11 protein-coding genes are annotated in these 15,099 nt (G+C 59.0%); 2 read left to right on the forward strand and 9 right to left on the reverse strand.

Annotated features, from left to right (window positions below):
- Positions 1-15 precede the first annotated feature (15 nt).
- Positions 16-2,610 (forward strand): leucine--tRNA ligase, encoded by a 2,595-nt coding sequence (gene leuS / locus J3P75_RS10660; RefSeq protein ID WP_434710304.1) that lies wholly within the window; start codon positions 16-18, stop codon positions 2,608-2,610.
- Between the two features lie 79 nt (positions 2,611-2,689).
- On the opposite strand, the gene aceA is transcribed toward leuS, so the two are convergent.
- The 9 genes from aceA to J3P75_RS10705 form a co-directional block, all read right to left on the reverse strand.
- Positions 2,690-4,015, reverse strand: a complete 1,326-nt coding sequence (aceA, locus tag J3P75_RS10665) for an isocitrate lyase (protein ID WP_016775277.1) — start codon at positions 4,013-4,015, stop codon at positions 2,690-2,692.
- A 474-nt stretch (positions 4,016-4,489) separates the two neighbouring features.
- Entirely contained in the window at positions 4,490-5,251 is a 762-nt protein-coding gene (locus J3P75_RS10670; protein WP_434710306.1) for a secretin N-terminal domain-containing protein, read from the reverse strand.
- Positions 5,252-5,493: 242 nt separating this feature from the next.
- The gene (locus J3P75_RS10675; RefSeq protein ID WP_090284364.1) at positions 5,494-5,919 is read right to left on the reverse strand and encodes a GNAT family N-acetyltransferase; all 426 of its coding nucleotides are present in this window, start codon (positions 5,917-5,919) and stop codon (positions 5,494-5,496) included.
- Positions 5,912-7,081: a cupin domain-containing protein gene (locus J3P75_RS10680; RefSeq protein WP_093100576.1), complete on the reverse strand. Its 1,170-nt coding sequence runs from the start codon at positions 7,079-7,081 to the stop codon at positions 5,912-5,914. Before J3P75_RS10680 ends, J3P75_RS10675 begins: the two co-directional genes overlap by 8 nt.
- Before the next feature lie 86 nt (positions 7,082-7,167).
- Complete coding sequence (gene purB, locus J3P75_RS10685) at positions 7,168-8,538, reverse strand: adenylosuccinate lyase (RefSeq protein WP_434597190.1); 1,371 nt, start codon at positions 8,536-8,538, stop codon at positions 7,168-7,170.
- 126 nt (positions 8,539-8,664) lie between these two features.
- Positions 8,665-9,288, reverse strand: a complete 624-nt coding sequence (gene hflD / locus J3P75_RS10690; RefSeq protein ID WP_090284360.1) for a high frequency lysogenization protein HflD — start codon at positions 9,286-9,288, stop codon at positions 8,665-8,667.
- Entirely contained in the window at positions 9,285-10,409 is a 1,125-nt protein-coding gene (gene mnmA, locus J3P75_RS10695; protein ID WP_203418618.1) for a tRNA 2-thiouridine(34) synthase MnmA, read from the reverse strand. Before mnmA ends, hflD begins: the two co-directional genes overlap by 4 nt.
- A gap of 60 nt (positions 10,410-10,469) precedes the next feature.
- On the reverse strand, positions 10,470-10,916 hold the full coding sequence (locus J3P75_RS10700) for an NUDIX hydrolase (protein ID WP_434597196.1): 447 nt from the start codon (positions 10,914-10,916) through the stop codon (positions 10,470-10,472).
- Between the two features lie 198 nt (positions 10,917-11,114).
- Complete coding sequence (locus J3P75_RS10705; RefSeq protein WP_434710309.1) at positions 11,115-13,340, reverse strand: NADP-dependent isocitrate dehydrogenase; 2,226 nt, start codon at positions 13,338-13,340, stop codon at positions 11,115-11,117.
- A 481-nt stretch (positions 13,341-13,821) separates the two neighbouring features.
- On the opposite strand from J3P75_RS10705, the gene icd reads away from it, so the two are divergent.
- Positions 13,822-15,078 (forward strand): NADP-dependent isocitrate dehydrogenase, encoded by a 1,257-nt coding sequence (gene icd / locus J3P75_RS10710; RefSeq protein WP_208940634.1) that lies wholly within the window; start codon positions 13,822-13,824, stop codon positions 15,076-15,078.
- Positions 15,079-15,099: the final 21 nt, after the last annotated feature.

Raw genomic sequence — 15,099 nt, forward strand, 5'->3', positions numbered from 1 at the left:
TGTTGAGGAAACTTTATGCGATCGCAGTATGATCCAGCCTGGGTTGAAAGTTCGGCACAGGCCAGATGGTTTGATAAGGATGTATTCACAGCGGTCGAGAGACCCGATCAGCCAAAATTTTACGCGTGTTCAATGTTGCCTTATCCATCGGGCAAGTTGCATATGGGGCATGTGCGCAATTATACGATCAATGACATGCTGGCCCGTCACCTACGGATGAAGGGTTTCAATGTGCTGATGCCCATGGGCTGGGATGCATTTGGCTTGCCGGCGGAGAACGCCGCGATGCAGTCGGGTGTTTCGCCTGCCGATTGGACACGGTTGAACATTGCCGACATGAAGGCACAGATGCAGCCTCTTGGTCTGGCCTTCGACTGGTCACGGGAAATTGCTACTTGCGATCCACGTTATTACAAGTGGAATCAGTGGTTTTTCCTCAAAATGCTTGAAAAAGGTCTGGCCTACAAGAAAACGCAGATCGTCAATTGGGATCCTGTCGACAACACGGTATTGGCCAACGAGCAGGTGATTGACGGTCGAGGCTGGCGCTCGGGCGCGCTGGTTGAGAAGCGCGAAATTCCTGGTTATTACTTGCGTATAACCCAGTATTCCGAGGAAATGCTGTCTGCGATCGACACGCTTGATGGCTGGCCGGAAATGGTGCGCTCGATGCAGCGTAACTGGATAGGCAAGACAGAAGGGGTGCGCCTTGCATTCGGTCACTCGTTTCGTGACTCCGACTCAAATCTTATCGATGGCGGCAAGCTATGGGTGTTCACTACCCGTGTAGAAACGCTGCTGGGGGTCACGTTTTGTGCGGTTTCTCCAGATCATGCTCTGGCCAAATATGCTCTGGATCTCAATCCTGCGCTTGAACCTCAGATTCATGCGTGTCGAGAGGCCGCAAAGGCGGGGCCAGCGCTCAGCGGCAAAACCAAGATCGGCGTCGACAGCGGTCTTGTGGTGACACATGCGTTGACGGGCGAACCTGTTGCGCTGTGGATCACCAATTATGTGCTCAACGAATACGGCGAAGGTGCCTTGATGGCCGTGCCCGGCCATGATCAGCGAGATCATGATTTTGCCAGGCAATACGATCTCCCGGTAATACAAGTCATTGATCGTGTCGGTGAGGTCTACGATCCTGAGGTCTGGTCTGACAGCTATGGCAGTCGTGAGGGTTTTCTCATCAATTCCCAGGGATATGATGGTTTATCCATCGCGCAGGCCGTTCCTGCGATTGTCGCTGCATTGATCGATTCCGGTATGGGAGAAGAAACGACCACTTGGCGGCTACGCGACTGGGGTATTTCCCGGCAGCGTTATTGGGGGACGCCAATCCCGATCATTCACTGTAAACAGTGTGGTGATGTTCCCGTCCCCTACGCGGATCTGCCAGTCGTGTTGCCGGAAGATTGCGTTCCCGACGGTAGTGCGAATCCGCTGTTACAGCATGAAGGGTTCCGCCATGTTCCATGTCCGCGTTGTGCGGCACCGGCGTTACGTGAGACGGACACCATGGATACCTTCGTCGATTCGAGCTGGTATTTCATGCGTTATTGCGATCCCGACAATGACGAATCCATGGTGGGCCCAGGCGCTCGCTACTGGATGCCGATTGATCAATACATCGGTGGTATCGAACATGCCGTGCTGCATTTGCTGTATGCCAGATTCTGGACCCGGGCGATGCGTGACGAGGGATTGGTGACATTCAGCGAGCCTTTCAAGAATCTGTTCACCCAAGGCATGCTACTGCGTGAGAGCTATTACCGCAAAGCCGGGGATGGTAGCCGACGCTGGTTTTATCCCGCACAGGTCTCGGTTCAGTACGATGAGAAAGGTCGGCCATTGCGGGCCACGGCGCTTGAAGACGGATTGCCAGTGACTATTGGCGGCGTCGAAAAAATGTCCAAATCGAAGAACAACGTGGTTGAGCCCAGAGACATCATCGACAAGTTCGGTGCCGACACTGCCCGTTTGTTTACGATCTTCGCCGGCCCTCCTGATCAAAGTACCATCTGGAGCGATAGCGGTGTTGAAGGGGCCTACCGCTTTCTCCGCCGGTTATGGGCTTTTGTGCACGATAATGTGAGCCAGGCTGGCGCGAACGAGCGAAGTGAACTCGTTGACGTAGAGTCGCGACGCGTGCGTTTCGACATGCATCGCTTGTTGCAGCAGATCAACACCGATTATGAGCGGCTTCAGTACAACACGGTGGTGTCGGGTGCGATGAAAATGCTCAAAGTGCTGGAAGGCGCCGGCGCCGCGGATTCCCGGGTGGTTCAAGAGGGGGTGCGTATTCTGTTGCAGATTCTGCATCCCGTGACGCCGCATATTTCTCAGGTGCTATGGGAAGAGCTGGATTTTCAGGGGGACATTTACGACAGTTCATGGCCGCAACCTGATAAGGAGGCTTTGAAACAGGACACGATCAAGATGATGGTGCAAGTCAACGGCAAGTTGCGTGGCGAAATAATGATTGAGCTGGACGCCGATTATGACGCGATACGTATTCGGGCGTGTTCCGATCCTTCCTTGAACGGTTATCTGGAAGGCACCAAAAAAATGATCGTAGTGCCCAACCGGCTGGTGAACTTCATCGTCTGATACTCAGATATCGAGCGCTGAAAACGAAAAAAAACCGGTGTTTCCTCAGAAACACCGGTTTTTTAGTCAGGGCAATCTGTCAGTGGAACTGTTCTTCTTCAGTCGAACCGGTCAGCGCGGTCACCGACGACGAGCCACCCTGGATCACGGTGGTCATGTCGTCGAAGTAGCCAGTGCCCACTTCCTGCTGGTGCGCCACGAAGGTGTAACCCTTGGCGGCGTCAGCGAATTCCTGCTCTTGCAGCTTCACGTAGGCAGTCATGTCGTTGCGGGCGTAGTCGTGCGCCAGGTTGAACATGCTGTGCCACATGTTGTGAATGCCAGCCAGGGTGATGAACTGGTGCTTGTAACCCATGGCGGACAGTTCGCGCTGGAACTTGGCGATGGTCGCGTCGTCCAGGTTTTTCTTCCAGTTGAAGGAAGGCGAGCAGTTGTACGACAGCAATTGGTCCGGGTATTCCTTCTTGATCGCTTCAGCGAAGCGACGGGCTTCTTCCAGATCCGGCTTGGCGGTTTCGCACCAGATCAGGTCGGCGTATGGCGCGTAAGCCAGACCACGGGCGATGGCCTGGTCCAGACCGGCGCGAACCTTGTAGAAACCTTCCTGGGTGCGCTCGCCGGTCACGAACGGCTGGTCGTACGGGTCGCAGTCGGAAGTCAGCAGGTCAGCTGCGTTGGCGTCGGTACGCGCCAGGATGATGGTCGGCGTGCCGGCAACGTCAGCCGCCAGACGCGCAGCGGTCAGCTTCTGTACGGCTTCTTGAGTCGGTACCAGTACCTTGCCGCCCATGTGGCCGCATTTTTTTACCGACGCCAGTTGGTCTTCGAAGTGAACGCCGGCGGCGCCTGCTTCGATCATGCTTTTCATCAGCTCGTAAGCGTTCAGGACGCCGCCGAAACCGGCTTCAGCGTCAGCCACGATCGGCGCGAAGTAGTCGATGTAGCCGTCGTCGCCCGGGTTCTTGCCGGCTTTCCACTGGATCTGGTCGGCACGACGGAACGAGTTGTTGATGCGCTTGACCACGGTTGGCACCGAGTCCACCGGGTACAGCGACTGGTCCGGGTACATCGATTCTGCGGAGTTGTTGTCCGCAGCCACTTGCCAGCCCGACAGGTAGATCGCCTGGATACCGGCTTTGACCTGCTGAACAGCCTGGCCACCGGTCAGGGCGCCCATGCAGTTGACGAAATCTTTCTCAGGACGGAAGGACGGCTTGGCACCCTGGGTGACCAGGTTCCACAGCTTCTCGGCGCCCATCTTCGCAAAGGTGTGCTCAGGCTGGACCGAGCCACGCAGACGGACCACGTCAGCAGCGGAGTAAGTGCGTGTCACGCCTTTCCAGCGCGGGTTCTCAGCCCAGTCTTTTTCGAGGGCTGCAATTTGCTGTTCGCGTGTCAGTGCCATGGAGATAAACCTCGTCGCGTCTTTATTGAAAAGTTGTTCTGCGGTGGAAAATTCCTGCGCTCGCTGACCAGAAGCTTAGGTGGTCAAGTCGGATTCGGCGGGGTAGGCGACGGGATGAACGATGGGCTCGAGGGGAAGTGAGCAGGTAGTGGCGCGGTGCGGGCGCATTCCGGCGTCGTGGGCCTTTATGCGGTCTGCAGCGTGAAGCCGGGTTACCTAAATACGCTTCCGTCCCTCGGGACAACTTCGTTCCAGTCGGCAACCTCGTCAAACACGCCTTGTGGGCGGTACAGACACGAAACGGCTCGCGGGGTAGGTGCGGGCGGCGCTTCGAAGGCCCTTGCCAGGGCCCCTGATTAGCGGGAGCGAGGCCATCATGCCTTCGCTTTTTTTTCGCGTCAAACGTTTTGTAGTGCTTTTTTTCAAGCACTACATCTTTCGTCCAATACGACTAATCAGTCAGTTTTCGGTGCTTTAGTCCAGTGCGTCGACTTTCACCCGCAAGGTCATGTCATCGCGGCCTTGAGTCGAGTAGCTGCGGGTCAGACCCTGTTTGTCGGCCTGAGTCTGGCGATTCACCCCGGCCAGGGTGATCCATTCGCCGAGGCGTCCGCTGACGGTTGTGTCGGTGCTTTGCACGTTCACTACATCGGGACGTTCCTGGCTCATGCGGTCACGATTGGTACTGATTGTCAGATGGACGATGTCGCCGGTGACGCTCGCGGTCACGTAGAAACCCTGGGTGACGTTTCGGTATTGGGTCTGGCTGTTGTAACCACCGTACGAATCACTCTGAACGTTGGTGATCGGCACGCTTTGCCCCACCTGGATCAGCGCTGGCATGCCATCGGTGGCCTGCACTTGCTGCACGCCACCTTCGCGGCTGGTCGTACTGCGGCTGATGATGCGGGTCTGATTCGCCTGCGCGCCGTTGACCGAATAGCCTTCGTCGCCACGGCCATTGTTTTCATTAGTGTCGACGGTGATCAGCAAGCGCTTGGGCGCGGTGTCGAGTTGCCCGATCAGTGCCTTGAGTTCCTGGATCTTGTCCGGGTCGGCCTTGATGATCAGTTGATTGCCATAGGCGCTGACCTGGCCGTCCTTGCCGAGGAAGTCTTGCGCCATCGGCAGCATGTCGGCGCTGGTGCGGTAATTGAGGGGCACGATTTCTGTGGCTGCCAGCACCGAAAAGCTGCAGCCGAGCAGCAGGGTGGTGAGGAGGGTGCGTAGGGACATGTCCGTTATCTCCGCTTTCGAAAGGCTTGATATTGCCAGTTTGTCGGCCCGGGGTGGGGCAAGTTGAATCGTAGACAGCAAAACGCCCCGGCATCGGTGGATGGCGGGGCGCATTTTGGCGCGATCGTTCCCACGCTCTGCGTGGGAATGCAGCCCGTGACGCTCTGCGTCACATGCCGCAAGGGACGCGGAGCGTCCCGAGAGGCGTTCCCACGCGGAGCATGGGAACGATCAGTCAAGGCTCAGGCCGAATGGCGAACCATATCGACATGCGGAATCCCGGCTTCGAGGAATTCCTCGCTGACCAGGCTGAAGCCCAGGCGTTCATAGAACGCCGTGGCCTGCACCTGCGCACTGAGCATTTGCTGCTTCAGGCCGCGCGCTTCCGCTTCGGCGATGACCGCTTGCATCAGCGCGTCGCCGACTTTCATCCCGCGCCAGTCTTTCAGCACCGAAACCCGGCCGATGTGCCCATCGGGCAGCAAACGCGCGGTGCCGATCGGGTAGTCGCCTTCAAACGCCAGAAAATGCACGGCGGTCGCATCATCCGCGTCCCACTCAAGCTCGGGTGGCACCGATTGTTCGGCGATGAACACCGTTTCACGAATGCGCCGGATCTCGGCGATGTCCTTCTGCCAGTCTGCGACACGAACGCGAATTTTATTCATCGGCGAACCCCAGGCTACCTTGCTTGACCAGTTCGCAGAGCAGGCTGCGACCGTCTTCGTCGTTCAGCCAGTCGCCGACGTTATCGGCGTGCAGGGCGTCAGCGGCGCAGATCAGCTTCAGCAGTTCGCGCAGCTTGCCCGGCAGATAACGGCTCTGGCCGCTGGCGAACAGCAGCAAATCGTCATCGACTTCCGACCAGGCCAGACGCGCGCTCGGGTTGCGAATCAGCACGGCGCCGTCCTGCAGGGCGGCGAGGAAATCTTCCTCTTCGACATCTTCCGGACCCACTACCAGTTCTGGGTAGCGCGGCTCGGTCATGTACTGGCCGAACCAGGTCAGCAGCAGGCGCTCATCGCTCATGTGCTCAGCGAGCAGGCTCTTCAGGCGGTCCAGCGCATCGTGTTGAATCTGATGCGGGTCGGCGGCTGGCTTGGCGTCGGCGTCGGTGTAACGCTCTTCGTCAGTCAGGAACTGGCTGAGGAAGTCGGTGAAGTGGGTCAGCACTTCAGCAGCGCTCGGCGCGCGGAAGCCGACCGAGTAGGTCATGCAGTTGTCGACCGCGACACCGCAGTGAGCCAGGCGCGGCGGCAGGTACAGCATGTCGCCCGGTTCCAGAACCCATTCTTCGGTCTGTTCGAATTCGGCGAGGATGCGCAGGTCGGCGTGTTGCAGCAGCGGGCTTTCGGAATCGCACATCTGGCCGATTTTCCAGTTGCGCTTACCGTGGCCTTGCAGCAGGAACACGTCGTAGTTATCGAAGTGCGGACCAACACTGCCACCGGGGGCGGCGAAGCTGATCATCACGTCGTCGACGCGCCAGCTTGGCAGAAAGCGGAAGTTTTCCAGCAGCTCGCTGACTTCCGGGACGAACTGGTCGACCGCTTGTACCAGCAGGGTCCATTCTTTTTCCGGCAATTTGCTGAACTCGTCTTCGGCGAACGGGCCGCGACGCAGTTCCCATGGGCGCTCGCCGTGCTCGATGACCAGGCGCGATTCGACTTCTTCTTCCAGGGCCAGGCCGGCCAGTTCGTCGGCGTCGATCGGGCTTTCGAAGTCAGGGATCGCCTGACGGATCAGCAGCGGTTTTTTCTGCCAGTAGTCACGCAGGAATTCGCGTGCCGTGAGGCCGCCCAGAAGTTGAAGAGGAATGTCGGAATTCATATGTAACCTATTGAAAAAAAGCACTTTTCAGACGGGAATAAAAACGCCCGGCGCGGCCGGGCGTCTTGAACGGGGCAAACGGTCGATCAGATGCGTTTGGCTTGTGCCACGGCGTTGCCGATATAGTTGGCCGGGGTCAGTTGCTTGAGCTCGGCTTTCGCTTCGGCTGGCATGTCCAGGCCATCGATGAAAGTCTGCAGCGCTTCAGGGCTGATGCCCTTGCCGCGGGTCAGTTCTTTCAGCTTTTCGTACGGGTTTTCGATGTTGTAGCGGCGCATCACGGTCTGGATCGGCTCGGCCAGCACTTCCCAGCACGCGTCGAGGTCAGCGGCAATCTTCTGCTCGTTGAGCTCGAGTTTGCTGATGCCTTTGAGGCTGGCTTCGTAGGCGATCACGCTGTGGGCGAAGCCGACACCGAGGTTGCGCAGAACGGTGGAGTCGGTCAGGTCGCGCTGCCAGCGGGAGATCGGCAGTTTGCTCGCCAGGTGCTGGAACAGTGCGTTGGCGATGCCCAGGTTGCCTTCGGAGTTCTCGAAGTCGATCGGGTTGACCTTGTGCGGCATGGTCGACGAACCGATTTCGCCAGCGATGGTGCGCTGCTTGAAATAACCCAGGGAGATGTAGCCCCAGATGTCGCGGTCGAAGTCGATCAGGATGGTGTTGAAGCGTGCGATCGCGTCGAACAGCTCGGCGATGTAGTCGTGCGGTTCGATCTGTGTGGTGTACGGGTTGAAGCCCAGGCCCAGCTCGTCTTCGATGAAGGCGCGGGCGTTGGCTTCCCAGTCGATCTGCGGGTAGGCCGACAGGTGCGCGTTGTAGTTGCCGACAGCGCCGTTGATCTTGCCCAGCAGCGGCACGGCAGCGACCTGCGCGATCTGCCGCTCGAGACGGTAAACCACGTTCGCCAGCTCTTTACCCAGAGTGGTCGGCGAGGCCGGTTGACCGTGGGTGCGCGACAGCATCGGCACGTCAGCGAAACGGATGGCCAGTTCGCGGATGGCGTTGGCGGTCTGGCGCATCAGCGGTAGCATCACGTCGTCACGGCCTTCGCGCAGCATCAGCGCGTGGGACAGGTTGTTGATGTCTTCGCTGGTGCAGGCAAAGTGGATGAACTCGCTGACCTTGGCCAGCTCCGGCAGCTTGGCCGCCTGCTCCTTGAGCAGGTATTCGATCGCCTTGACGTCGTGGTTGGTGGTGCGCTCGATCTCTTTGACGCGCTCGGCGTGCTCCAACGCGAAGTTTTCCGCCAGTTCATTGAGAACGGCGTTGGCCTCGGCGGAGAAGGCCGGTACTTCAGGAATACCGGCGTGGGCGGCCAGGCGCTGGAGCCAGCGCACTTCAACCAGAACGCGGGCACGGATCAGGCCGTACTCGCTGAAAATCGGGCGCAGGGCCTGGGTTTTGCCGGCGTAGCGGCCGTCAACAGGGGAAACCGCAGTGAGCGAAGAGAGCTGCATGGGGTGTTCTCGGACAGTCGGGCAACGAAATGGGGCGCGTATCATACATGAAAAAATCCGCCGGTCCGTCGCCAACTGACCGGCGTATTACGCGTTACAGACTACAAAACTGGTATCGCGCGGCGTTTACTCGCTGCGCATCAGCGGATACAGCTCTTTGAGCAACTTGCGACGGCTGATCACCAACTGCCAGCGATGCCCGCCGAGCTGGCGCCACAAGCGCGCCGAACGGATCCCGGCCAGCAGCAAGGCGCGAATCTTCGAGGCATTGCTCGGTTGCTGCAGATTGCGCATGTCGCCGTGCACCTGAATGCGCTGGCGCAAGGTGCTCAGGGTGTCCTGATACAGCGCGCCGCACGCAGCCACCACGTTTTCGTGGGCCGGACCGAAGTGCTCGACCTGCGACTGGATCTGCGGCAAACGCTTGCTGATGGTGTCGAGCATGTCGTCGCGCTTGGCCAGTTGACGTTCCAGACCGAGCATCGACAGCGCGTAACGCAATGGCTCGCGCTGCAAAGTGCTGGGGTCACGTTCCAGTGCGCCGATCAGCGCCCGATAACCTTCGCGCAGATTGATGTCATCGCCGCCGTACACATCCAGCGTGTCTTTCGGGTCGCGCACCAGCAGGCTGCCGAGCATGCAGCTCAGGCCGGCTTCGTTGGTCTGGCCGGTCTTGGCGATGCGGTCGACCAGCACGGCGGCGAGAAACACGCCGCCGAGCGCCGTCAGTTGCTCCTGAGTCGGGCTCATGCCTGGCCGCTCCATGGCTCGGCGACTTCAATCACGCCGCCGCCTAGGCAGATTTCACCGTCATAGAACACCACCGATTGGCCCGGGGTCACCGCGCGTTGCGGCTCGTCGAACACGGCGCGATAGCCGCTGGCGGTTTTCTCCAGGGTGCAGGCCTGATCGCTCTGGCGATAACGCACTTTGGCGGTCAGGCGCAGCGGCTGGCTTAGGTCGATCGGATTGACCCAATAGATCTCCGAAGCGAGCAGGGCGCCGGAGAACAGCCACGGATGGTTGTTGCCCTGACCGACGATCAGTTCGTTGACGTCCAGATCCTTGCGCAGCACGTACCACGGTTCATCGCCGGCGTCTTTCAAACCGCCGATGCCAAGGCCCTGGCGCTGGCCGATGGTGTGGTACATCAAGCCGTGGTGGCGGCCGATGACTTCGCCTTCGGTGGTTTTGATCTCGCCCGGTTGCGCCGGCAGGTATTGCTTGAGGAAGTCGCTGAAGCGCCGTTCACCGATGAAGCAGATCCCGGTGGAATCCTTCTTCTTCGCGGTCGCCAGCTCGTATTTCTCGGCAATCGCGCGCACTTCCGGCTTTTCCAGTTCGCCGACCGGGAACAGGGTCTTGGCGATCTGTTCGCCGCCAACGGCGTGCAGGAAGTAGCTCTGATCCTTGTTTGGATCGAGGCCCTTGAGTAGTTCGGTGCGGCCATCGATGTCACGGCGGCGCACGTAGTGGCCGGTGGCGATCAGGTCGGCGCCAAGCATCATCGCGTAGTCGAGGAACGCCTTGAACTTGATTTCGCGGTTACACAGGATGTCCGGGTTCGGCGTGCGTCCGGCCTTGTATTCGGCCAGGAAGTGCTCGAACACGTTGTCCCAGTACTCGGCAGCGAAGTTGGCGGTGTGCAATTTGATGCCGATCTTGTCGCAGACAGCCTGAGCATCCGCCAGGTCGTCCATGGCGGTGCAGTATTCCGTTCCGTCGTCTTCTTCCCAGTTCTTCATGAACAGGCCTTCCACTTCATACCCCTGCTCGATCAGCAGGAGAGCGGAAACGGAAGAGTCCACGCCGCCGGACATGCCGACAATGACGCGCTTCTTGGATGTGTCAGAAGGGGCTGGATCACGCATAGGGATTTCAATGAGTGTCTTGGAAAAGGGCGCGATTCTAGCAGGCTCGCGGCCGCAAGGCTAAAGGGAAGGGCGGATCAGTTCGAGGCTGAAGTGATGACCGGCCAGATAATCGTCGATGCAGCGCATGATCAACTCGCTGCGCCAGTTGTCCCGTTGAGCCAATAATTCTTCGCGGCTCAGCCACTTGGCGCCGAGGATGCCATCGTCAAGCTGATAGTCCGGGTGGTGTTTGACGGCTTTGGCGCTGAAGCACACACGCTGGTAAGTCACGCCGTTGCTCGGCGCGGTGTACAGATAAATGCCGATGACGCCGGTGGGTTCGACGTCCCAGCCGGTCTCTTCGAGGGTTTCGCGCACGGCGGCTTCGATCAGGGTTTCATTCGGATCGAGATGCCCGGCGGGCTGATTGAGCACATTGCGCCCGGCCTTGTGCTCTTCGACCATCAGGAAGCGACCGTTGTCTTCGATGATGGTGGCGACGGTGATGTGGGGCAGCCATTCCATAAATCTTCCTCAATTCTGAAGTGTGAAACCCAATCCCCTGTAGGAGTGAGCCTGCTCGCGATAGCGGTGCATCAGTCGCCATTAATGGTGAATGGTATACCGCTATCGCGAGCAGGCTCACTCCTACAAGGGTTTTGTGTTGTCAGCAAAAACACAAACCCCGGCACGGGGCCGGGGTTTGTTTACCGCACTACAACCTTAAACCAGCGCAGCAATCGCCGCGTTGAAGGTTGCGCTTGGGCGCATGGCCTGGCTGATCAGCTCGGCGTCGGCGTGGTAGTAACCGCCGATGTCGACTGGCTTGCCCTGAACGGCGTTGAGCTCGGCAACGATGGTCGCTTCGTTCTCGGTCAGGGTTTTGGCCAGAGTCGCGAACTGCGCTTGCAGTGCAGCGTCTTCGGTCTGGGCAGCCAGGGCCTGAGCCCAGTACATCGCCAGATAGAAGTGGCTGCCGCGGTTGTCGATGTTGCCGACCTTGCGCGATGGCGACTTGTTGTTGTCGAGGAACTGGCCGGTGGCCTGGTCCAGAGTCTTCGACAGCACCAGTGCTTTCGGGTTGTTGTAGTTCACACCCAAGTGCTCGAGGGAAGCGGCGAGGGCGAGGAACTCACCCAGCGAATCCCAGCGCAGGAAGTTTTCTTCAACCAGTTGCTGCACGTGCTTCGGTGCCGAACCGCCAGCGCCGGTTTCGAACAGACCGCCGCCGTTCATCAGCGGCACGATCGACAGCATCTTGGCGCTGGTGCCCAGTTCCATGATCGGGAACAGGTCGGTCAGGTAGTCGCGCAGTACGTTGCCGGTCACCGAAATGGTGTCCTTGCCTTCGCGGGTGCGCTGCAGGGTGTACTTCATGGCATCGACCGGCGCCATGATCTGGATGTCCAGACCGGCGGTGTCGTGATCCTTCAGGTAAGCCTGAACCTTCTCGATCACCACGCCATCGTGAGCGCGCATCGGGTCGAGCCAGAAGATCGCCGGGGTGCTGCTGGCGCGAGCGCGGTTGACGGCCAGTTTGACCCAGTCCTGGATCGGCGCGTCTTTGGTCTGGCACATGCGGAAGATGTCGCCGGCTTCAACAGCCTGCTCCATCAGCACGGTGCCTTTGCTGTCGGTCACGCGAACCACGCCGTCAGCCTTGATCTGGAAGGTCTTGTCGTGCGAGCCGTACTCTTCGGCTTTCTTCGCCATCAGACCGACGTTCGGCACGCTGCCCATGGTGGTCGGATCGAACGCGCCATTGGCTTTGCAGTCTTCGATCACAGCCTGGTAGATGGTGGCGTAGCAACGATCCGGGATCACTGCCTTGGTGTCGTGCAGCTGACCGTCGGTGCCCCACATCTTGCCGGAGTCACGGATCATCGCTGGCATCGAGGCATCGACGATAACGTCGCTCGGCACGTGCAGGTTGGTGATGCCCTTGTCGGAGTTGACCATCGCCAGCGCCGGACGTACAGCGTAGACCGCAGCCATGTCAGCTTCGATCTGCGCTTGCTGCTCGGCCGGCAGCGCTTTGATGCGCGCGTACAGGTCGCCGATGCCGTTGTTCAGGTTGAAGCCGATCTCGGCCAGCACGTCAGCGTGCTTGGTCAGTGCGTCTTTGTAGTACTCGGCAACGATCTGGCCGAACATGATCGGGTCGGAGACCTTCATCATGGTCGCTTTCAGGTGCACCGAGAGCAGCACGCCCTGAGCCTTGGCGCTTTCGATTTCAGCAGCGATGAACGCGCGCAGGGCGTTTTTGCTCATCACGGCGCAGTCGAGGATCTCGCCGGCCTGAACGGTGGTTTTTTCTTTCAGAACGGTTGCAGTACCGTCCTTGGCGATCAGTTCGATCTTCACGGCGTCAGCGGCGTCGATCAGGGCGGCTTTTTCGCTGCCGTAGAAATCGCCGGTGCTCATGTGAGCGACGTGGGACTTGGAGTCTTTGGCCCAGGCGCCCATTTTGTGCGGGTGCTTGCGTGCGTAGTTCTTTACCGACAGCGGAGCGCGACGGTCGGAGTTGCCTTCACGCAGAACCGGGTTCACGGCGCTGCCCTTGACCTTGTCGTAACGCGCCTTGGCGTCTTTATCGGCATCGCTGGTCACGGTTTCCGGGTAGTCCGGCAGGTTGTAGCCCTGCGCCTGCAGCTCTTTGATCGCGGCTTGCAGTTGCGGCACCGAAGCGCTGATGTTCGGCAGCTTGATGATGTTGGCTTCAGGCGTAACGGCCAGTTCGCCCAGTTCGGCGAGGTGGTCGGCTACGGCTTTGTCGCCCAGTTGCTCGGGGAAGCTTGCCAGAATGCGTGCTGCAAGAGAGATATCGCGGGTTTCCACGGCGATATCGGCCGAGGCGGTGTAAGCCTCGATGATCGGCAGCAGGGAATAGGTGGCGAGGGCAGGAGCTTCGTCGGTGAAGGTATAGATGATCTTCGAGCGGGTGGGCATATTCGGATTAACTCTCTCTTCTTTGCTAAAGCGTGCGCAGAAACTCGAGGGGCGCCGGGTAAGCGCGTTCGTTCAAAGTCATCCATGAACCGAATGTCGAGATTCTTCGCGGTGATGTTGGGTGCATCAGTAGAGCGTCAAGCAGTCAGGCTGCGGTAACAACCCGACCAATCAGGCGGAAAGTCTCGTACTAGAGAGGCCAGCCGTCGTGACCCTGTGGTCAGCGGGCGGCATTATACATAGGTAGCTGGCAATCTGCCGATGGTTCATATGCAACGATTCTCGTCCATTGGTCTAAAGGTCGCAGGGCGGTGCCGGGCAAAGACTCGTTACGAATGCTGGAGTTTGGCGCTTTTCCCTTTGCTTTCAGGCTTGTACGAAACCAGATGTGCGCGGCGGCGGAACATAGGGTTTGCGTGTTGATTCAACTGGGTTACGCTCGAAGCAAGCCAGGTGTTCAATCCAAACAATGGAGTTCAGCATGGGTTACAAGAAGATTCAGGTTCCAGCCGTCGGCGACAAAATCACCGTCAACGCAGACCATTCTCTCAATGTTCCTGATAACCCGGTCATCCCCTTCATCGAAGGCGACGGGATTGGTGTCGACATCAGTCCGGTGATGATCAAGGTTGTCGATGCTGCTGTTGAAAAGGCCTACGGCGGCAAGCGCAAGATTTCCTGGATGGAAGTCTACGCCGGGGAAAAAGCCACCCAGGTTTACGATCAGGACACCTGGCTGCCGCAGGAAACCCTCGACGCGGTCAAGGATTACGTGGTCTCGATCAAAGGCCCGCTGACCACCCCGGTCGGTGGCGGCATCCGCTCGCTGAACGTGGCCCTGCGTCAGCAACTCGACCTCTACGTCTGCCTGCGCCCGGTGCGCTGGTTCGAAGGCGTGCCAAGCCCGGTGAAAAAGCCCGGCGACGTCGACATGACCATCTTCCGTGAGAATTCCGAAGACATCTACGCGGGCATCGAGTGGAAGGCCGGTTCGCCGGAAGCCACCAAGGTGATCAAATTCCTGAAAGAAGAAATGGGCGTCACCAAGATCCGTTTCGATGAAAACTGCGGCATCGGCGTCAAGCCGGTTTCTCGCGAAGGCACCAAGCGTCTGGCGCGCAAGGCCTTGCAATATGTGGTCGATAACGACCGCGATTCGCTGACCATCGTGCACAAAGGCAACATCATGAAGTTCACCGAAGGTGCCTTCAAGGAATGGGCCTACGAAGTAGCGGCGGAAGAATTCGGCGCGACCCTGCTCGATGGCGGTCCGTGGATGCAGTTCAAGAACCCGAAAACCGGCAAGAACGTGGTGGTCAAAGACGCCATCGCCGACGCCATGCTCCAGCAGATCCTGCTGCGTCCGGCCGAATACGATGTGATCGCGACGCTTAACCTCAACGGCGATTACCTGTCCGACGCCCTGGCGGCAGAAGTGGGCGGTATCGGTATTGCACCGGGCGCCAACCTGTCCGACACCGTGGCGATGTTCGAGGCGACCCACGGTACCGCGCCGAAGTATGCCGGCAAGGATCAGGTCAATCCGGGTTCGTTGATTCTCTCTGCCGAGATGATGCTGCGACACATGGGCTGGACCGAAGCGGCAGACCTGATCATCAAGGGCACCAACGGTGCGATCGGGGCGAAAACTGTCACGTATGACTTTGAGCGCTTGATGGATGGGGCCACGCTGGTTTCGTCTTCGGGGTTCGGGGATGCGTTGATTTCGCATATGTAAAACGCGGATACACAAAAGCCG

The sequence above is a fragment of the Pseudomonas sp. R1-1 genome, from assembly GCF_051132135.1.
In the GTDB taxonomy this organism is placed as follows: Bacteria; Pseudomonadota; Gammaproteobacteria; order Pseudomonadales; family Pseudomonadaceae; genus Aquipseudomonas.